This is a genomic window from Candidatus Binataceae bacterium (assembly GCA_035650475.1).
GTDB lineage: Bacteria > Desulfobacterota > Binatia > Binatales > Binataceae > JAKAVN01.
In genome coordinates, this window is sequence record DASRHP010000012.1 from 187,406 (window position 1) to 207,258 (window position 19,853).

General features: G+C 67.4%; 17 protein-coding genes. 8 read left to right on the forward strand and 9 right to left on the reverse strand.

The window, feature by feature from the left end; genetic code table 11:
- Positions 1 to 62 precede the first annotated feature (62 nt).
- The 6 genes from VFB33_12440 to VFB33_12465 form a co-directional block, all read right to left on the reverse strand.
- Positions 63 to 482: a hypothetical protein gene (locus tag VFB33_12440; protein HZO82493.1), complete on the reverse strand. Its 420-nt coding sequence runs from the start codon at positions 480 to 482 to the stop codon at positions 63 to 65.
- Between the two features lie 16 nt (positions 483 to 498).
- Positions 499 to 1,002, reverse strand: a complete 504-nt coding sequence (locus VFB33_12445; GenBank protein HZO82494.1) for a MaoC family dehydratase N-terminal domain-containing protein — start codon at positions 1,000 to 1,002, stop codon at positions 499 to 501.
- Positions 1,003 to 1,024: 22 nt separating this feature from the next.
- Positions 1,025 to 2,170, reverse strand: coding sequence for an acyl-CoA dehydrogenase family protein (locus VFB33_12450; protein ID HZO82495.1), 1,146 nt, complete (start codon positions 2,168 to 2,170; stop codon positions 1,025 to 1,027).
- Between the two features lie 100 nt (positions 2,171 to 2,270).
- Positions 2,271 to 3,452 carry a CoA transferase gene (locus VFB33_12455; protein HZO82496.1) on the reverse strand — a complete coding sequence of 394 codons (1,182 nt, stop codon included), beginning with the start codon at positions 3,450 to 3,452 and terminating at the stop codon, positions 2,271 to 2,273.
- 38 nt (positions 3,453 to 3,490) lie between these two features.
- Positions 3,491 to 4,405, reverse strand: coding sequence for an LLM class flavin-dependent oxidoreductase (locus VFB33_12460; GenBank protein ID HZO82497.1), 915 nt, complete (start codon positions 4,403 to 4,405; stop codon positions 3,491 to 3,493).
- Between the two features lie 198 nt (positions 4,406 to 4,603).
- Entirely contained in the window at positions 4,604 to 6,184 is a 1,581-nt protein-coding gene (locus VFB33_12465) for a hypothetical protein (protein HZO82498.1), read from the reverse strand.
- Between the two features lie 118 nt (positions 6,185 to 6,302).
- Here VFB33_12465 and VFB33_12470 point away from each other — a divergent pair, with 118 nt between their 5' ends.
- Complete coding sequence (locus tag VFB33_12470; GenBank protein ID HZO82499.1) at positions 6,303 to 6,764, forward strand: VOC family protein; 462 nt, start codon at positions 6,303 to 6,305, stop codon at positions 6,762 to 6,764.
- Between the two features lie 10 nt (positions 6,765 to 6,774).
- Here the strand turns inward: VFB33_12470 and VFB33_12475 are convergent, their stop codons facing one another.
- Positions 6,775 to 7,965 (reverse strand): SGNH/GDSL hydrolase family protein, encoded by a 1,191-nt coding sequence (locus VFB33_12475; GenBank protein HZO82500.1) that lies wholly within the window; start codon positions 7,963 to 7,965, stop codon positions 6,775 to 6,777.
- Between the two features lie 188 nt (positions 7,966 to 8,153).
- Between VFB33_12475 and VFB33_12480 the strand changes: the two genes are divergently transcribed.
- Genes VFB33_12480 through VFB33_12510 form a run of 7 tightly spaced genes read left to right on the forward strand, consistent with a single transcriptional unit; the run spans position 8,154 to position 17,814 of the window.
- Positions 8,154 to 8,924 (forward strand): ferritin-like fold-containing protein, encoded by a 771-nt coding sequence (locus VFB33_12480; GenBank protein ID HZO82501.1) that lies wholly within the window; start codon positions 8,154 to 8,156, stop codon positions 8,922 to 8,924.
- A gap of 26 nt (positions 8,925 to 8,950) precedes the next feature.
- The gene (locus VFB33_12485) at positions 8,951 to 11,368 is read left to right on the forward strand and encodes a xanthine dehydrogenase family protein molybdopterin-binding subunit (protein HZO82502.1); all 2,418 of its coding nucleotides are present in this window, start codon (positions 8,951 to 8,953) and stop codon (positions 11,366 to 11,368) included.
- Positions 11,365 to 12,246, forward strand: a complete 882-nt coding sequence (locus VFB33_12490; GenBank protein ID HZO82503.1) for a xanthine dehydrogenase family protein subunit M — start codon at positions 11,365 to 11,367, stop codon at positions 12,244 to 12,246. The genes VFB33_12485 and VFB33_12490 overlap by 4 nt, the downstream gene beginning before the upstream one ends.
- A gap of 2 nt (positions 12,247 to 12,248) precedes the next feature.
- A complete protein-coding gene (locus VFB33_12495; GenBank protein HZO82504.1) occupies positions 12,249 to 12,731 on the forward strand; it encodes a (2Fe-2S)-binding protein in 483 nt (160 codons plus the stop codon).
- Between the two features lie 21 nt (positions 12,732 to 12,752).
- On the forward strand, positions 12,753 to 14,348 hold the full coding sequence (locus VFB33_12500; protein ID HZO82505.1) for an acyl-CoA synthetase: 1,596 nt from the start codon (positions 12,753 to 12,755) through the stop codon (positions 14,346 to 14,348).
- The gene (locus tag VFB33_12505) at positions 14,345 to 16,768 is read left to right on the forward strand and encodes a xanthine dehydrogenase family protein molybdopterin-binding subunit (GenBank protein HZO82506.1); all 2,424 of its coding nucleotides are present in this window, start codon (positions 14,345 to 14,347) and stop codon (positions 16,766 to 16,768) included. The genes VFB33_12500 and VFB33_12505 overlap by 4 nt, the downstream gene beginning before the upstream one ends.
- Positions 16,769 to 16,821: 53 nt before the next feature.
- Positions 16,822 to 17,814 (forward strand): multicopper oxidase domain-containing protein, encoded by a 993-nt coding sequence (locus VFB33_12510; GenBank protein ID HZO82507.1) that lies wholly within the window; start codon positions 16,822 to 16,824, stop codon positions 17,812 to 17,814.
- Positions 17,815 to 17,839: 25 nt separating this feature from the next.
- Here the strand turns inward: VFB33_12510 and VFB33_12515 are convergent, their stop codons facing one another.
- A complete protein-coding gene (locus VFB33_12515; protein HZO82508.1) occupies positions 17,840 to 18,631 on the reverse strand; it encodes a hypothetical protein in 792 nt (263 codons plus the stop codon).
- Between the two features lie 48 nt (positions 18,632 to 18,679).
- Complete coding sequence (locus VFB33_12520) at positions 18,680 to 19,828, reverse strand: metallophosphoesterase (protein ID HZO82509.1); 1,149 nt, start codon at positions 19,826 to 19,828, stop codon at positions 18,680 to 18,682.
- Between the last annotated feature and the right edge of the window lie 25 nt (positions 19,829 to 19,853).

Genomic DNA, 19,853 nt, shown 5'->3' on the forward strand with positions numbered 1-19,853 from the left:
CCCGTGCCACGCGAATCTCAGCGCCTTACTCAAATGGCCACAGAGCTCCGCGCTTATCAGCTTCACCCGCGGCGGGGGAGCTGGACGCGGGCCCAGCCGGCGGCGCACAGCTCGTCCTTCTGATTGCGCTCTTCGAGCTCGCACTCGACCACGCCGGCCTCGGCGCTGGTCACCTTGCCGCGGCAGGTCAGGGTGTCGCCGGGGATCGCGATGCCGCGGTTCTGCCAGCGGAAGTTGGTCACCCGCGCGCGCGGCCCCGCCCAATCCGCCACCATCTGGAGGAGAAACGATCCGTGCAGATGTGCCTGGACCAGGACGTCGGGATAGCCCTCACTCAGCGCGTACGGCTTGTCGTAGTGGATGCGGTGGGCGTTCCAGGTGACGGCGCTGAAGCGGAAGAGCTGGGCGGTGGTGGGATGTTTGACCAGCGGCGTGAGCGCGGCGCCGACCTTGACGTCTTCGAAGTACAGTTGATTGGCCACGGTCCGTGCTCCCGGTTCAGCGCGCGATAAAGGTTTCGCGGCAGGTTACCAGCGGGCGCTCGGCCGCGTCGCGATAGATCTGCGTCACCCGGATCAGCAGCAGCTCGCCCGAACGTCCCTGCTTGAGCTCGACCCCGTCCAGCCGCATCTCCATCGAGACCCGCATCCCGTCGGTTACCGGGGCGTGGAAGTCCAGGTCCTGGCCGCCGCCCATGATCCGCGTTCCCTCCAGCGGCAGGAAGCCGAACTCATGGCTGGTGGTGCCATCGGGTTTGAGCGCATCGTTGGGCGGTCCGGCCTGCCAGTTCCTGACCGCGCTCAACAGAAGCGGCGGCGCGATTACCCCTGGATAGCCGGCGGCCCTGGCCGCCGCGTCGTCGAGGAAGACAGGGCTGAGATTATCGGAGGCGATCGCGAAGCGCGCGAAGTCAGACGCGCGCATCACGCCCAGATCGACGCGCTCGCTTCTGCCCACGTAGCGCTGGAGTTCCTGGTGCAGCTTGGGAAACGAAATGTTCATGTGCCTCTCGTGGGGGAAGCCGTCAGTCGCGCGACGACTGGCCGAGCATGTTGCGCGCGATCATCCATCGATGGATCTCCGAGGTGCCGTGGCCGATGCGCCATACGCGGACCTGGCGGAAGAAGCTCTGGATCGGAAGCTCGCGCGTATACCCGAGGCCGCCGAAGATCTGGATGCAGCGGTCGGTGACGCGCTGCGCCATCTCGGTCGCGTAGAGCTTGGCGATGAAGGCCTCGTTGCGGATTTTCTGCTTGGCGTCGGCCATCCAGCCCGCGCGATAGACCAGCAGCCGTGCCGCCTCCAGCTCGACCTCGGAGTCGGCGAGCATCCACTGGATCGCCTGGCGGCTGGCGATCGGCTTGCCCCACGTGGTCCGCTGCTTGGCCCACTCGAGCGCGAGCTCGATCGAGCGCGCGGCGATACCGAGCTGGAAGGCCGCGATCTTGAGCCGTCCGTGCGTTAGCTGATAGTCGGCGACGGCGAAGCCGCCGTTGACCTCGCCCAGGCGATTGGCATCGGGCACCGCGCAATCGGTGAACTGAAGCTCGTGCGGATCCCAGTTGTCGCCCATCGTCGGAATCTGGCGCGCGACGGTGAAGCCGGGCGTGCCCATTTCGACCAGAAAGCAGGTGATGCCGCGTGGGCCGGCCTTGGGGTCGGTCGTGGTGAACAGGATGACGAAGTCGGCGCCCTCGACGTAGGAGATGAAGGTCTTGGTGCCGTTGACGATCCAGCGGTCGCCGTCGCGCACGGCGGTGGTGCGGATCCGCGCGAAGTCGGAGCCGGCGTCGGGCTCGGTGAACGCGTAGCAGCTATGCTTGTCGCCCGCGATGATCGGGTAGAAGAAGCGCTGCTTCTGCTCGTCGTTGCACAGGTACAGCGCCGGCTCGGGACTGCCGCCGAACTCGAACATCGCGGGATGCTTGAACAGTTCTTCGTTAATCATGCACATCGCCTGCTGGCCGACGTCATTGCCGCCGTACTCGGCGGGCACTTCGAGCGCCCAGAAGCCGGCCTCGCGCCCTTTGCGCTCCAGGCCGTGGCGCACCTCGATGTCGAGTTTGCCCTTGAGCAGGAAGTCCTTCTCCAGCGGCATCAGCTCCTTCTCGCGGAACTGGCGCACGCTGGCGACCATCATGCGGTGTTCTTCCGATATTCCGAAGTCCATCAGTCCATCCCCCGGCGGCGGATTGTTATCGACGATTGATCTCCAGCGGCGAGCTTAAATCAATCAACTTCGCCCTGCGCGCATGCGGCGGTGCGGAGCGCTATGCGATGACTCCCTGCGCGCGCAGCGCGGCTAGTTCGTCGCGCGCCACACCCGCCTCCAGCAGCACCTCGTCAGTATGCTCGCCGAGCATCGGGGCGAAGCGGCGCAGTTCGGCCGGCGTGCGCCCGAAGCGCGCGGCCGGCCGCGGCTGGCGTATCGGTCCTGCGTGTGGATGGGTCGATTCGACGACGAGTTCGTTGGCGACAACCTGGGCGTTGCGGATTACTTCCTCGCGCCTGAGCACCGGTGCGCAGGGGACGTCGTTGTCGCGCAGGCGGCGCAGCCACTCGGCCGAGCTCCTGGTCTTGAGCACCTCGGCGGTCATCTCCAGCCGCACGTCGGCGTTGCGGATGCGCAGAACCGGCGTCTTGAAACGCTCGTCGGCGAGCCATTCAGGCCGTTCGAGCGCCTGGCAGAGCCCCCTCCATTCGGAGTCGGTGTTGGCGGCGGCGGTGATAAAGCCGTCGGCGGTTTCGAAGATAAGCTCGCGTGCCCGCGCCGCGCGAAGCGAGCTGCGATTCTCGCCGACGAAGGTGTAAGCCGCCATCCCCTCCGGCCACAGGAAGGCGATCACCGCGTCGAGCATCGCCAGCCGCACGTGCTGGCCCTCGCCGCTGCGCTGGCGCGCGAACAGCGCGGCCGTCATCGCCTGCGCGCCGGTCAGCGCGGTGACCTTGTCTGGGATGATGAGGCGGATCATGTGCGGATGGCCGGTGGCGACGTCGGCCTGGATGTCGGCGAGTCCGGAGAGGGCCTGGATCACGGGGTCGTAAACGCGCTGGTCGGCGTAGGGGCCGCGCTCGCCGAAGCCGCTGATCGAGACATAGACGAGGTCGGGCCTGACCGCGCGCATCGCGGCCTCACCGATACCCATCCGCTCGGCCACGCCGGGGCGGAAATTCTGCACGAAGAGGTCCGCGCCCTTTACCAGCCGCCTGAGCATTTCAAGCCCACGTGGATCGTGAAGGTTGAGCACGACCGAGCGCTTGTTGCGGTTGATCATCGCGAAGGTGGGCGCGACGCCGCGCCGCGTCCCGCCCATCGCGCGGGTAAAATCGCCGGTCGGCGGCTCGACCTTGATCACGTCGGCGCCCTGGTCGCCGAGGATCATCGTGCCCATCGGGCCCGACAGATTCTGGGTCAGGTCGATGACGCGAACTCCGCTGAGCGGTCCTGCCATATCGCTCTTCCCCGCCGATGTGCTCGGGCGCCCGCCGATCAGCGGAAAGCGGGAACAACTTCCTTGGCGATCGTCTCCATGTTGCGGTCGATATCGTCGTGGCGGCAGGCCCACGAGAAAATCACGGTGCGCGCGCCGGCGTCGACGTATTCGCGCAGCCGCTTGCGGCAGTCCTCGGGGCTGCCGTAAAGGACGTAGCGGCCGGCGATCTTCGAGAAATCCTGCGCGTAGTTCTTGCCCAGCGCGCGCGCCGCAACTTCCTCGGCTTCCTTGCGGTCGGGATAGACCGAAGCGAAGATGAAGAGCCCGAGGCGAAACCCGCTCAGGTCGCGCCCGGCCTCGCGCCCGAACGCCTGGATTTTGGCCACGCTGTCGCGCAGCATCTCCGGCGTATACATATACGGCAGCCATCCGTCGCCGAAGGTCGCGGCGCGGCGCATCGCGGGCTCCTTGCGTCCGGCGACCCAGATCGGCGGTCCCGGCTTTTGCGTCGGCGCGGGCTCAAGAGTGATGCCGCTAAAGCGGGTATAGCGCCCCTCGAAACTGACATTCTTCTCGGCCCACAGCTTTCGGATCACGGCGAGCGCCTCGTTGGAGCGCGAGCCGCGCTGCTTGACCGGGACGCCGCAGGCCTCGAACTCCTTGGGGAACTCGCCGCCAATTCCGACGCCCATGTGGTAGCGGCCGCCCGAGGCGACGTCGAGGACGGCGGTCTGCTTGGCCAGCATCACAGGTTGATAAAGCGGGAGCAGCACGATCGTGCTCATCAGCTTGATCCGCTCGGTCGCGCCTGCCGCAACCGAAAGCCCGATGAGCGAGTTCGACACCGGCCCGTGAAACATCACGTGCTCGCCGCTGGCCACGTAGTCGAAGCCGAGCTGCTCGGCGCGCCGCGCCGCCTCGCCGATTCCCTTTACCGAGGTTAGCGCGACGCCGAATTCGATCGATGCCACCGTATCCACCTCCTGGCATGCCCGCGTGGCTGCGCGGGCGCGAATTGAAGTTCGACCGGCGCGACGCCTAAGCCGCCGCGCCGGGCCGATTCCTGTCTAGCACATTCGCTGCGACCAGCACCAAATAACAGATTCAGCGCCGAGCCTGCCTCCGCCCTGCGACAGAGGCCGTTTGCCGGTCTCGCGCAGGCGCTGCGCTCAATCCGGCCGGACCAGGCCGCTAAGCCCGGCCGCGAACAGTGGTGTGATCACCCATCCGGCCAGGATATGCAGCCACAGGTACCATCGCAGCACCGTGCCCGAGAGCATGCGCATCCGGCCGCCCGAACCGTGGCGCGGGTTCGGGCGCCAGTAGAGTCCCTGATGGAGATCGACGACGGGCAGGAAATTCTCCAGCGAGTAGATCACGGCGTTGAAGGGCGGATAGTGCGGCGGCGGCTCGCCGTCACGGACGAAGCATTGGTAGGCTGCGGGTTCGGTTGGCGTGATCGCGCGCTCGTGGTAGCCAAAGCGAAAGAGCATCGCACCCAGCGCGACGAAGCCGAAGATCCACCATAGCGCGCGGATCGGCCGGTAGCCGTAGCCGATGGTCGCGTCGAGCAGCAGGCCCCACAGGCGCTCGCCCACTCCCAACTCGCGCTGGCGGCGGCGCGCATCCTCCTTAGCGATGAGCACGCTTACCGCCCCGATGTCCGAGCCGCGCTCGCGCAGCACGCGGGCGAGCTGTCCATAAGGCTGCGGGCGGTAGCCGGGCGGCTGGAGCGCAAGCCACTTCAGCCTGCTCGGCGCATCGGCGGGACCGCCGCTGAGGTCGCCGTACGCGAAACCTTCGAGGAAGAGCCGGCCGGGCGCGGGCCAGCTCGCCGCATCGTCCCATAGCGCTGCCGCGCGCGCGTTGGCGAGGTCGAGTTCGGTGCGCGGGGTGCGCGTGATATCGACCCAGTAAAGCGTGCCGTCGATTTTGGCGCGCTCGGCGTTGAGCCCGTTGTCGCCCGCGCCCACGAAGCGCGCGTGATTGAAACTGAGGCCGCGCTCGACCTCGGCAAGCCGCAAATCGACGACGCCGCTCGTGGTAAAGCCGGCATGGAACGACGCGTCGCCCTTAATCGTCGCCTCGACCAGTGAGAGCGGGTCGTCGCCGCGCACGAACGCCGCGCCGCTGCAATCGAGGCTGCCGTCGATCTCGGTGCGAAAGAGACTGGTGGGGCCGAAGTTGCCGGCGGTCAGGATGAGATCGCCGCCGATTACCGCACGGTCGCCGACGATCGGGCCGGTCGTGCTGCGCGAAAGGTCGAGCCCGGGGATGCGCGCGAAGGAGAAATCGACGCCCTCGGGGATGGCCGAGCTGAGGATGGTCACCGGCGAGGCGAGCGTCAGGTAGGAGAGGTCGAGCTCTCCATCGATCTTGGCGCCGCCGACACCGACTCCGCTCGGATGGACGTAGGGGCGCGCGGCGGGGTCGGCGGCGAGCCATCGGATGAGCGCGGCGCGGATCGTGCGCCCGGGATGCCATTCGGCGGCGTGCGCGGGATCGTTGGCCGGACTGTTGATGTCGTTGGTGGGACCGACCCAGAGCAGCGCGCGCCGCGGCGCCGCGTGCACCAGCTTGAGCTCGGCCTCGCTCAACGCGCCAAAGTTGTCGCGCGCCATCCGCTCCAGCGCCGCGCCGGCCGCCTCCGTGCTGCGATCGCCGCCCGAGAGCTGCGCGGTGGCTGCCTGCGCGTGAGCGAAGGTACAGCGGATGCCCAGGCTCAGCGCCGCCAGGAGCGCCGCGGTCACGCCGATCACCCCCGCGCGCGCACTATGCCCGCGGGTTTGACGCAGGCGAGACCGCGACAGTACAAGTGGGCTCGTCACGATTGCGAACCATTCGACCAGAGCGCGGAGGCAAAAGGCAATGCACGGAATCTCGCACGTGGCGATCGGCGTCGCTGACCTCGAGCGCTCACTGCGCTTCTATCGCGACCTGCTCGGCCTGCGCGTCACCCTTGACAAGGAGGAGCCGGTGCGGGGCTCCGAGCGGCTGTTCGCCGACCCCGTGCAGAACCGCCGCCGGGCGGTTTATCTCAAATGGAACGGCGGGCCGGAGGCGGGGTTTATCGTGCTCTCGCAAAAGCCCGGCGAACCCTCGGGGCGGCCGATCAAGCTCGACCAGGTTGGCATCCACCACTTCTCATTCTGGGTGAGCGACCTGCGCGAGCGGGTCGAGAAACTTAAGGCGGCGGGGGTCAAAATCCTGATCGGTCCGTACGAGTCCGACTCGATCGCCTACGGCGAGCCGCCGGGGAAAAAGGTCCTGACCTGCCTGTTCGAGGATCCCGACGGTATAATCCTGCAATTCGACCAGCGGCTAGGCTAGGACGCCGCGGCTAGCGTGGGGCGCCAGCCGCCGTGCAGCTGGGGCATTTGCCCGCCTCGGCCATCGCGCACAGACGCCTGCCGATTAGCTCGCCGGCCACCCGATGCCCGACCTTGTTCCAATGGCCGAAGCCCTCGCGCGTGTTGGCGAAGCCGTGGAGATAGACGTGATGCTGCTCGGCGTAGCGGAGCAGCGGCTCGGCCAGTGCCAGCACCTCGAAGCCCTCGCGTTCGCCGAGCGCGGCGATGCGGCGGTCGGGATAGAAGAGGTCGCTCACGCCGATCCGCTTCATGAAGTTGGCGCGCACCTGTTGATCGGGCCAGACCTGGATGCTGGTGTCGAGCGTCGTGACCAGGAAGGCCGCGCCGTGCGCCGCGACCTCGCGATGCATCTCGCTGATAAGCGCCTCGGTGACTTGCCAGGCGTCGCTCCACGCCTTGTCGGCGGGCGGCTTGTAGATGTTGTAGTTGATCGCCGCTTCGACCGGGGATTGCGCGGTCGGCCCGCGGCTGTGTTCGCGGATTATCGTCCATCCATTGCGCAGCATCGTGAGCAGTCCCGCCTTGCGATAATCGAAGCGCGTCATGCACCACAGCCGAAACGAGGCCGAGCTCCTGAACGGCCCCGCCGGTTCGAGCTTGCCATCGCGCTCGACAAAGAACGGCCGGCATTCGTCGCCTTCGAGCGATACTGAGTTGTTGCGGACGTCGTTGCCGAGAAAGACCGCGAGCACCACGATGTCGGGATGGTAGGGCCAGACCTTCTCGCGCAGCGTCACCAGCTCCTGCGCGGTGCCGTAGCCGTCAACGCCGAAGTTGAGCGCTTCGACGCGTTTGCCGCGAAACAGCGGGCATTGCGCTAGCGCGTCCGCCGCCACCGAGGCGAAGGTGTCCTCGTAGGGGACCTGCATCGCCTGGGTATAAGAGTCGCCGAGCACCGCGATGCGAATCGTCCCGGGCGGCTTGCGACGCGAAAAGTCGGGGCCGCGGAAGCCGTGTGCGTTGATGCTCACCCAGGCGCCGCCCTCGCGCCGATAGTAGCCGGCGGTGTTCGGCCGCAGCCCCCATCCGCGCGCGGCGTCGTAGCAATAGAAATAAGGGAACCAGTGGTTGGCGATGCGCACCCCGGCCTCGGCGATCAGCAGCGCGCCGACCACGCCGAAGAGAATCAGCGCCGCTATGCCTGCTGCCCTGCGTATCATCGGCTAACTTCGCCCGAACCCGGCCGCGCGAGCGCGAAGGGCGTTCGCGCGCTTCCGTTGACGAAAATCAAGCTGTCAACATAACGTAGGCGGCGGGCCGAGGGGAGACGCCGGCCGCCTCGGCTCATCGGCGCCTGCGGCGACACCTGGTCGCCCGGCGGACAAAAAAGGGCGGCGCGAGGGGTCGGATGCACATCGTCAAGAGCCACGACGAGATTCCCGACGACAATTACCGCAGGATGGTGCTGACGCTGATGGACCGCCAGGCGGGACGCGAGATCGCCACCGCCGAGGTCTTTGGCCAATGCGTGATCCACGCGCCCGGCGTGGACGACAAGATCCGCATCACGCGCTACCAGAACGAGGAGCTCAAGCACTTCAAACTGATCGCCAGGCTAATGGCCGAGCTGGGCGTCGATATCGAGGCCTACGTGCGCGAGCGCCGCAAAGCCGGCGCGCGCTTCACCGGCGACGAGGCCGACGTCCGAATCGAGGACTGGATCGACGCGACGCTGTTCAATTTCATGATCGACCGCGCGGCGACCTTTCAGCTCACCGAGTACACCAAGGGCAGCTACCTGCCGCTCGCCCGCGCCAACCAGTCGATCCTCAAGGACGAGGAGGGACACAAGAACTTCGGTGAAACGTGCCTGGTGGAGATGTGCCGCGACGCGGCGACGCGCGCCGAAATCCAGCGCCGTTTCAGGAAATGGTTCGTTGCCGCGATACGGATTTTCGGACGCCCGGAAACGGCCGGCAACCGCTATTGCATCGAGGTCGGCCTCAAGACGCGCGACAGCGGCGACGTCGCGGCCGCCTACCTCGATTCGATTCGGCCAGTGATGGCGCAATGCGGGCTGCGTTTTCCGGAGCGCCACGAGCTGCCGGTCGAGCTGCCGGCGCAAGTCGATCTCTCCGTGCCCGGCGCCGAATTCGCCGCCGCCCACCTCACGCATTGAACCGAATCCGAGCCCGAGAGGTGGCGATGGCGAAGTGGGTCGGACAGCCGCTCAAGCGCGCCGAAGATCCGCGCCTGCTGACCGGACGCGGCGCCTTCGTCGCCGACCTGCCGCTCAAAGAGCCGTACGCCGCGGCGATCCTGCGCAGCCCGCACGCCCACGCGCGCATCCGCGCGATCGACGCCTCGGCGGCGCTGCGCGCACCCGGCGTCGCCGGCGTGATCACCGGCGCCGACGCGCTCAAATACACGCAGCCGTTTTCGGTCGGCGTGCAGGCGCCGGTCAGGTACTACTGCATGGCGACCGACAAGGCCCGCTTCGTCGGCGAGCCGGTGGCCGTGGTCGTCGCGCGCGACCGTTATCTGGCCGAGGATGCGCTCGAACTCGTCCAGGTTGATTACGAACCGCTGCCGGCGGTGATCGATCCGGAGCGCGCGCTCAAGCCCGGAGCGCCGCTGCTCCACGAGGCCGTCGGCTCCAACGAGGCGTGCCATCGTCACATCGTTTACGGCGACGTCGAACGCGCCTTCGCCGAAGCGGACATCGTGATCCGCGAGCGTTTCCGCTACCCGAAATATTCCTCGACCCCGCTGGAGACTTACGGCGTGATCGGGACGTGGGATCCGACGACCGGAGTGCTCACGATCACGTCGAACTTCATGGGGCCGTTCATCTTGCACGCGCTGGTCGCCCGCGCTCTGGGACTGGCGGAGAACCGACTGCGCTTCGTGGTCCCGCCCGACATCGGCGGCAGCTTCGGCATCAAGACCAGCATCTTTCCCTACCTCGCGCTGATCGGGCTTGCTGCGATGCGCATCGGCGTCACCGTGCGCTGGATCGAAGATCGCCGCGAGCATCTGCTGGCCTCCTCCAGCGGCGTGGACCGTGTCGCCTACCGCGAACTGGCCGCGCGCAGCGACGGCACGATCCTGGCGATGCGCTCGCGATGGTACGACAACGTTGGCGGCTACGTGCGCAGTCCGGAGCCGGGATGCACATTTCGCCCGATCGGCAACTGGGTCGGGCCGTACAGCTTCACGAACCTCGAAGCCGACGCCCACGTCGTGATGACCAACAAGAGCCTGACCGGGCCGAACCGCGGCTACGCCTGCGGCCATCTGTACTTCGAGATCGAGCGGATGGTCGATCTGTTGGCCGAGCGGCTCGCGATGGATCCGGCCGAGGTGCGCCGGCGCAACTTCATCCGCCCCGCCCAATTTCCCTATCGCACGCCGACCGGCGGGCTCTACGATTCGGGCAATTATCCCGCAGCCTTCGAGCGTGCGCTCGAGGCCGCCGGCTACCCTGCGCTTCGCGAGGAGCAGCGGCGCGCGCGCGCCGCCGGCCAACTCTACGGTGTGGGGCTCGCGGTCGCGGTCGATCCGTCGGTTTCCAACATGGGCTACGTCACCGTCGCGCTCGATCCCGAGGTGCGCGCGCGTCCGGAATACCTGCCCAAGTCGGGCGCGATCGAAAGCGCGACCGTCAAGATCGATCCGCTTGGCCGGGTGACGGCTATCCTCGGCTCGGCGCCCCAGGGCCAGGGTCATCAGACGATCGTCGCCCAGATTATCGCCGACGAGCTCGGCGTGGCACCCGCCGACGTCACGGTGGTTGACGAGATGGACACCTTCACCCGCGTGTGGGGCATTTCCTCAGGCACCTATTCAAGCCGCTTCGGCTCGGTCGGCACCAGTGCCGCCGCGCTCGCTGCGCGCAAGCTCAAGGACAAATTGATTCGTCTCGCCTCGGCCCTGACCGAGACCCCGGCCGAGAATCTCATCTTCGCCGACGGGCGCGTGGTGGCGCGCGCGGGCGGCGGGCGCGCGCTGACGCTCAAGGAGCTGGCCGGGCGCGCGCACTGGAACACCGAATCGCTGCCGCGCGGGATGGAGCCGGGGCTCGAGGCGACGGCGGTGTTCGGCTTTCCGCTCGCCGACTCGCCTGACGCGCACGACCGCGTTAATTCATCGAACACCTACGGCTTTATCGCCGAAGTGATGGCGGTCGAAATCGATCGCGAAACCGCCGAGATCAAAATCCTGCGCTACGTCACGGTCCACGATGCCGGCGTGATAATCAATCCGCTCATCGCGGAGGGCCAGATTGTCGGCGGCGCGCTCCACGGGCTCGGCGGCGCGCTATGGGAGGAGCTCGCCTATGATTGCGAGGGGCAGTTTCTCTCCGGCACCTTCATGGACTACCTGGTGCCGTCGGCGAGCCAGGCGCCGCGGATTGAGGTCGCGCACATCGCCACTCCCTCGCCGTTCACAACGCTGGGAGCAAAAGGGCTGGGCGAGGCGAGCTCGATGACCGCGCCCGCGGTGGTCGCCAACGCGGTGAGCGACGCGCTCGCTCCGCTCGGCGTCCGCATCACCGAGCTGCCGATCACGCCCGAGCGCCTGTGGCATCTGCTCGACGGCGCGGGCCGGAGGGCGCAATGAAGCCGCCGCCGTTCGAGTACCATGCGCCTGCCAGCGCCGCCGAAGCGCTCGACCTGCTGGCGCGTCACGGCGCCGACGCGCGCCTGCTCGCCGGCGGCCAGAGCCTCGTTCCGCTCCTGAATTTCCGCTTGAGCGCGCCGGCAGTGATTGTCGATCTTAACCGCACTGCCGAGCTTGCCTACATCAAGGAGGATACCGGGCGTGTGCGAATCGGCGCGATGACGCGCCAGCGCACGATCGAATTCTCGCCGCTGATCAAAGCCCGCCTGCCGCTGCTTTCCGAAGCGACGCGCTGGGTCGGCCATCTGCCGACGCGCACCCGCGGCACGATCGGCGGCTCGATCGCGCATGCCGATCCGGCCGCCGAGTATCCCGCGGTCGCTTCCGCGCTCGACGCCGAACTGGTGATTCGCAGCGCCGGCGGCGCCGAGCGGGTCGTGCACCCGGCGGAGTTCTTCCGGGGCCTGATGACGACCGCGCTTGCGCCGGGCGAAATGCTCTCCGAGGTGCGGCTGCCGGTCGCGCCGCCGAACTCGGGATGTGCCTTCGAGGAATTCAGCCGCCGCCATGGCGATTTCGCGATAGTCGGTATCGCCGCGATGGTGGTTGTGGAGGGCGAGCGATGCCGCCAGGCGCGGCTGTCCGCGTGCGGCGCCGGCCCGATCCCGGTCCGCCTGCGCGGCGCCGAAGAAATCGTCGAACGCGGGGGGCTGGGCGAGCGCGTGGTGGACGAAGCGGCGGCGCGCGCGGCCCAGCTGGTCGATCCCGGCGCCGACCTGCACGCATCCGTCGAATATCGGCGCCATCTGACGCGCGTGCTGACGCGCCGCGCGCTTAAGCGTGCGATCGAAAGGGCGTGCGCCGTCAAGGGAAGCTAGCGATGGCGGAGCCGAGAAAGATCCAGATGACCGTCAACGGCCAGGTGCGCGAAGGATGGGCCGAGCCGCGGCGCCTGCTAGCGGACTTTCTGCGCGAGGAGCTGGGCCTGACCGGCACGCATATCGGATGCGAGCACGGGATCTGCGGCGCCTGCACCGTGCTGTTCAACGGCGAGGCCGCGCGCGCGTGCCTGATGTTTGCGGTGCAGGCCGACGGCGCCGAGCTGATGACGGTCGAGGGGCTGGCGCATGACGGCCGGCTCCATCCGCTCCAGGAAGCCTTCTGGGAGCATCACGGACTGCAGTGCGGCTTCTGCACGCCCGGGATGCTGATGGCGGCGTACGATTTCCTGCGCGTCAATCCCGATCCCAGCGAGCAGGAAATCCGCGAGGCGCTCTCGGCCGTGCTTTGCCGATGCACCGGTTACCTGGGGATAGTGCGTGCGGTCAAGGCGGCTGCGGAGCGGATGCGCGCGGTCCGGTAGAAGGGCGCGCAGCATGCGACGATGACCACGGCGGCTCGCGAACGCGGTTATCTGGAAATTCCCGAGCGCTTGAACGTCGGGGCGTACGTCATCGATCGCCACGTCGAGGAAGGGCGCGGCGGGCGTGTGGCCGCGTGGGCGGAGGGCCGCGGCTGGACCTTCGCCGAACTGCGCGAGCAGACAAATCGCTTCGCCAACGCGTTGCGCGCGCTCGGCGTGCGCCGCGGCGAATGCGTGATGCTGCGGATGGGTACCCGGCTGGAGACGCTGATCGCGCTGGTCGGCGTGATGAAGCTCGGTGCGATTGCGATCCCGACCAGTTTCCTGTTCCGCGAGCACGAGGTCGAAAAAATCCTGCGCAACAGCGACGCGGTCCTCGCGGTCTCGACGCCCGAGCTGCTCGGCCCGATCGAGGCCGTGTGCGCGCGCACGCCGGCGCTGCGCCGGCTGATCCTGGTCGGCGCGGAGAGCGGCGCGATCGATAGCCAGCGCACGTTTTCGTGGGAGCGCCTGATGGCCGACGCGTCGGACGAATTCACCCCGGCGCCAACCGCGTGCGACGACGTTGCCTTCGTAATCTACACCTCCGGTACCACGGGCGAGCCCAAGGGCGTCCAGCAGGCCCATCGCTGGCTGCTTGGCACCGGCGATCCGTACAACCGCGCGATGGTGAAGATGCGCCCTGCGGACGTCTGTTACCAGCCGCAAGACTGGTCGTTCATCTATGCGCTCGGGTCGGGATGCCTGTATCCGCTGATCGAGGGCGCCGCGATCGTTGTGCCGTACGGCCGCTTCGCATCGGAGCCGACGTTCGAGACGATCGAGCGCCATCGCGTGACCGTGCTCGCTGCCGTGCCGACCATCTACCGGATGCTGCTCACGGTGCCGGACGCCGAGCGGCGATGGCGGCTCGATTCGCTGCGCGCCGCCGTCAGCGCCGGCGAGTCGCTGCCCGCCGACACGTTCAATGAATTCCGCCGCCGCTTCGGCGTCACGATCCACGACGGCATCGGCCAGACCGAAACCCATATCTTCGTCGGCAACCGGATCGGGATGGAGGTCAAGCCGGGCTCGATGGGCCGGCCGCTGCCGGGCTACGAGGTCGCGATCCTCGACGATGCTGGTCGTCCGCAAAAGCCCGGCGAGCCTGGCCACCTGGTGCTGCGCAACGACCATCCGGGGCTGACCGTAGGCTACCGCAAAGCGGCCGAGCGCTGGGCCGAGGTCAACCGCGGCTCGTGGTACTACACCCAGGACGTCGCCTACGTCGATGGCGACGGCTACTTCTGGTACGTCTCACGCTCTGACGATTTGATTAAGAGCCGTGCCTATCTGATCTCGCCCAAGGAAGTTGAATCCGCGCTGCTCGAGCATCCAGCGGTGCTCGAAGCGGCAGTAGTAGGGATTTCGCACCCCCAGATCGGCGCACGGGTCAAGGGCTTCGTAACCCTGCGCGAGGGATACGCACCGTCGGAGACCCTCGCGGAACAGATCCGCGCCCACGCGCGCAGCGTAATCGCGCCCTACAAGGTGCCCCATCAGGTCGAATTCATGGCCGAGCTCCCCAAAAGCCCCAACGGCAAGATCCTGCGCCGCGTGCTGCGCGATCGCGGATGACGGCCACGCCGGAGCGACCGAGGAGCGGCGGAGAGGGCAGGGAGCGCGACACCTCGATGGGAACCGGCGGCGGCAAGCTGGTGGGAGCGCGCGTGCGGCGCGTCGAGGACCGCCGCTTCCTGACCGGACGCGCTGCCTACGTTGCCGACTATCTGCCGTCCGGCACGCTGCACGTCGCTTTCGTGCGCTCTGAGTACGCGCACGCGAGAATCGTCGCGATCGACACAGCGGCGGCGCGCGCAAGCGCCGGCGTCGTCGCGGTCGTCGCTGGCGCCGAGATCGCGCAGCAAGCGCGGCCGATGGTGGCGGCGTCGACGATGCCCGGCTACAAACTAACGCCGATCCCGGCGCTCGCGGTGGACGTCGTGCGATACGTCGGCGAGGCGGTCGCGGCCGTCGTCGCCCACAGCCGCTACCTCGCCGAGGATGCGGCCGAGCGCGTCAGCGTCGAGTATGAACCGCTTGAAGTCGTCAGCGATGCCGAAGCTGCGGCCGACTCGGGCTCGCCGCTGGTCCACGAACAGGCGGGCACCAACGTGCTGGTCGCTCGCGAGTTCGCGCGCGGCTCGTTCGAGCTGCCGTCCGGCGCCGATCTTATCGTAAAGGAACGCTTTAGATTTCACCGCGCGGCGGCGATCGCGATCGAGCCGCGCGGATGCGTTGCCGAGTACAATCCGGGTTCAGGCGAACTCACGCTGCATTCGGCCACCCAGTGCCCTGGAATCCTGCGCAGCGCGCTCGCGCTCCATCTCGACATCCCCGAGCATCTGGTGCGCGTCGTTGCGCGCGACGTCGGCGGCGGCTTCGGCGCGAAGTCCTCGGTATATCCCGAGGAGGTCGCGGTCGCGGCGCTGGCGCGGATGCTCGGGCGGCCGGTGCGATGGATAAGTGATCGGCGTGAGGATCTGCTGACCACGTCGCAGGGATGGGACGAGATTGTTGACGCTGAACTGCAGCTCAAATCTGACGGCACCATCGTCGGCTTGCGCGCGGAGGTTGTGGGCGACGTCGGCGCTTATTCGGTCTATCCGTGGACCGCCGTGATCGAACCGATTCAGGTCGTAAGCTTCCTGCCCGGGCCGTACCGGGTGCCGAACTACTATGCGCGTGCGCGCGCGGTCGCAACAAACAAGGCGCCGACCGGGCCGTATCGCGGCGTGGGGCGACCGCCAGCGGTCTTCGCAATGGAGGCGCTGGTCGAACGCGCCGCCCGCCGGCTCGGAATCGATCCCGTCGAGCTGCGCATGCGCAACTATGTGCGTGCCGAGGAATTTCCCTACAGGACACCCACCGGCATCGTCTGGGACCGCGCCGGATTCGCCGAGTGCATGGCGAAGGCGTGTGCGATGCTCGGCTACGCGGCGGCGCGCGCCGAGCAGCAGCGCGCGCGCGCGGGCGGCCGGCTGATCGGGATCGGATTTGCCTCCTACGTTGAGCTCACCGGGATCGGTTCGGCGACTCCGGCCGCGCCCGGGATGCCTGTGCCGGCGGGGACCGAAGCGGCGACCATCCGAGTCGATCCGTCGGGGACGGTCACCGCGATTTTCGGCGTCGCCTCGCACGGGCAGGGGCTGGAGACGGCGCTCGCGCAGATAGTCGCGGACGAACTTGAAGTGCCGCTTGAAAACGTGTGCGCGCGCTTCGGCGATACCGCCTCTGCCCCCTACGGCACCGGCAGCTACGCCAGCCGCGGTGCGGTGCTGGGCGGCGGCGCCGCCACTCTCGCCGCGCGCGCGATCCGTGACAAGGCGCGCCGCATCGCGGCGCATTTACTCGAGACCGATCCTGCCGAACTCGACGCCGGCGGCGGGGAGCTTTGGGCGCGCGGCGCGATCCGACGGCGGGTAAGCCTGCGCGATATCGCGCAGGCCGCGTACGCCGGCGCCAAACGCCTGCCACGCGGGATGGAGCCCGGGCTGGAAACGACGATTTTCTACGACCCATACTACGGCACTGCGACCGCGGCGACGCATGCCGTGATGCTGGAGATCGAGCGCGAGACGTGCGCGGTGAAGGTCCTGCGCTATGTCGTTGCCGAGGATTGCGGGCGCGTGATCAATCCGCTGATCGTGGACGGCCAGGTGCAGGGCGGCGTCGCGCAGGGGCTCGGCGCGGCGCTGCTTGAAGAGATGGTCTACGACGACGCCGGTCAGCTGGTCAGCGGTACCCTGATGGATTATATCGCGCCGTCGGCGTCGGAAGTGCCCGCGGTCGAAGCGCACCATCTGGCTGCCGAGTCGCCGACCACGCTGGGCGGTTTCCGCGGCGTTGGCGAGTCGGGAACGATCGGCGCGCCAGCCGCGATTGCCAACGCGATCGCAGACGCGCTTGCGCCACTCGGCGTCGAGCCGGCCGAACTGCCGCTCACGCCCGAGCGCATCTTCCGACTCTGCTTGCGCGCTGGTGCGCCTGGTTATTGACCTTGGACCGCGCCGCCGCGACGGCGCGGTGCGACAATGGAGGGATTAAAGCGATGACGAAGCACGCCCTGACCGCCGCCACCTCAGCCGCCATCGTGCTCGCGCTGGGCTTGCGCAGCCCGGCCTTGTGCGCCGAAGGCGCGATTCACCCGGCACCGGTGAGCGCCACGGTGAGCAAGACACCGCCGGGCTACAGGCCGGCCAATCCGACGGTCATCCCGGAGCAGCTGCCGCCGTTGCCCGCGGCCAAGGTCGTGCATATCAAGCTCGCGCTGATGAACGAGACCGTTGACATTGGCGGCGGGCGCAAGTACCAGGCGTGGACCTTCAACGGCACGGTGCCCGGGCCGGTGCTGCACGCGCGCGTCGGCGATACCGTCGACGTCGAGCTCACCAATACCGCCACGATGGGCCATTCGATCGATTTCCACGCGGGCTTGGTGCCTAACGAAGTCGGATACCAGACGATTGAACCCGGCCAGACGCTCCACTTCACCTTCGTCGCCTACTATCCGGGCGCGTTTCTCTACCATTGCGGGACAGAGCCGGTGCTGCTGCATATCGCTAACGGCATGTACGGCGCGATCATCGTCGATCCCAAGGGTGGATGGGGCTCCGGCCAGAACTTCGTCCTCGTCCAGAGCGAGTTCTACACCGAGCCAGTGCCGGCTCATCCCGATCTACTCCAGGGCGACCTGACGAAGATGATGCATGGTGTCGCCGACGTGGTGACCTTCAACGGCAGGGCCAACCGCTATATCGACGCTCCGCTCTCGGTGAAGACCGACGAGCCCGTGCGCATCTTCCTTATCAACGCCGGACCCAATCACATCTCGGCGTTCCACGTGATCGGTTCAATCTTCCAGCGGGTCCTAGAAGATGGCAACCCGCGCAACGTGACGGTTGGCCGGCAGACCGTTAACGTGCCTCCGGGGGGCGGCGCGGTGCTCGAGCTGACGCTGTATCAGGCCGGACGCTATACCTTCGTCACCCACGCGTTGGGTGACTCCACGCTGGGCGCGATGGGCCGCTTCATCGCGCACTGAGCGGAGAGCAAGGCGCGCGCGCCTTTCAGTGCTTGCCGTAGTCGAGCGGGACTCCCCTGCGCTGGGCCAGAATATAGGCTTCGAGCGCACGCATCTTGGGATCGTTGGGAGCCAATGTTGCGCCCCTGACCGGATTCTCGATGCACCAGTCGATCATGTCGCGCAGCAGGGCGACGCGCTGGAGCTGCACTTGGTACTTGGGATAGGTCTCCGGATGGGTGTTGGCGGCGTTGGGATGGCACATGTCGCAGCTCACGCCGATCGTGCTGCCGAGCAACTTGGCCGAATGAAAGACCTGGTTGCCGTACTCCACGAAGGCGTCGGTTTGCGCTTTCCAGATCTTGTAGTCGCGCTCATGGAAACTTGCGTACGTGTCGCCCTGCTGTGACTTGGCCGGCGCGGCAACGCCGGGGCCGGCTATACTCGGCTGACCCGCGGCGGGTCCGCTACTGGCGGCTGAGGGCTGCTCCTTCGCCGACCCTGGCCCGGCCTCACCGCCGGCCTGCGCCATCACCCAGTGCTGGTCGGGATGCTTGCGCTGCCATCCGGCCATCAGACGGCGCGTGACTTCGAGCGCTTGGGCGCGGCTCATCTGGTGCCCGGGCTTGAGGCCCTTGACCTCGGTGCTGGTGACCCCGTCGCAGAGCTGAATTACGGCTCCGCCGTTCGTGGCCAGTGGCACGCGATGCGTGGTGACGGGGTTGGCGTCGGCGCGTGCGGGGCGGCGGCCGAATCCAGCGTAGGCGGCTGCGCCAGCTGCGCCGATGATGATCGCGATGGCGGCTATTCTGCTGCGAAGCTGCATGTTCTTTTCCATCGGCCGGTTCAGTGCTCCGCTGCGCGCTTGAGACGGTGCGCGGCGGTCTCAGTAGCTGGCGAACTGCGGCGCGGGAGGCTTATCGACTTTGCCGTCGGAGACCAGGTAGTTCGCCTTGACCGTCACCGGGTTGCGGTCCCAAAGGTTGTAGATCGTATCAACGAGGCTGTCGGCGCGGACGGTGAACTCGCCGTCGCCGCAGCCGTCGAATTGATCGAACGGGTCGGCGCGATTCATCTGCACCGTCAGCTTGGGCAGCCCCTCGGGCGCATATGGCCACGGCCACGCTGTCGAGAGCATCCCGTAAAAGCTGATATTCCCGATCTGGTTAAAGAGCATCTGATGCGTGTGTCCGTGGATGACAGTGACCTTGCGGTAGGGGCGCAGAATCGCCTGCACCTCGCCGGCGTCCTCGGTCCAGAAATTCCACGGGCGGTAGTACTTGTAGAGCGGCGAATGGGAGAAGACGAGGATCGGCGTGGCGGGCGGATACTTCGCCAGGTCCTTTGTGAGCCATTCGCGCTGGGCTTCGCCGACCTCGAAGCGCGACTGGAGCGCGTTGTCGAGCCCGGCGACAGTTTGCATCCGCTGCTCGGGCGTCATCTTGCGCGCGGTCCAGAAGTCCTTTTCGTACACGCTCTGCAAGACCACGACGTGCACGCCTTTCCAGTCGAAGGAATAGGTCGGCGGTCCGAACAGCTCCTGCCATTTCTCGCCCAGGTCAAGAAACCAGTCGTGCTCCCCGACCATCATCTTCACCGGCGCTTTGAGCGTGCTCAGGATCTGGCGTCCCAGTTCGAGCTGCGCGGGGCTGCCGAGCTGGGCCAGATCGCCGCCATAGAGCACAAAGTCAGGTTGCGGATCGAGCGCGTTGACGTCGTCGACCGCCTTGACGATCGCGCGGACGAAGCGCTGGTTGAGCGTGCGCTCGTAGAGATGGGCGTCCGAGATATAGGCGAAGCGGAATGGCGCGCCGCCCTGCGCACCCGTCTTCGCCCATCCCTTGTCCACCGCGGCGTCGGCCACCTCCACGAGCTGGAAGGTATGGGGTGGCGTCAGCCCCTTGCCCATCGCCGCGGCGAGCGTGGCCGCCGACAGCTTGAGAAACGTGCGTCGGTCGCAATTGCGCAGCGCTGTGAGCACGCGGCCGCGCGCTTCGTAATATTTGGTCTCGACGCTTTTGTGGCGCGCGGCCATAACCGATCCTCCGCAACGATACGTC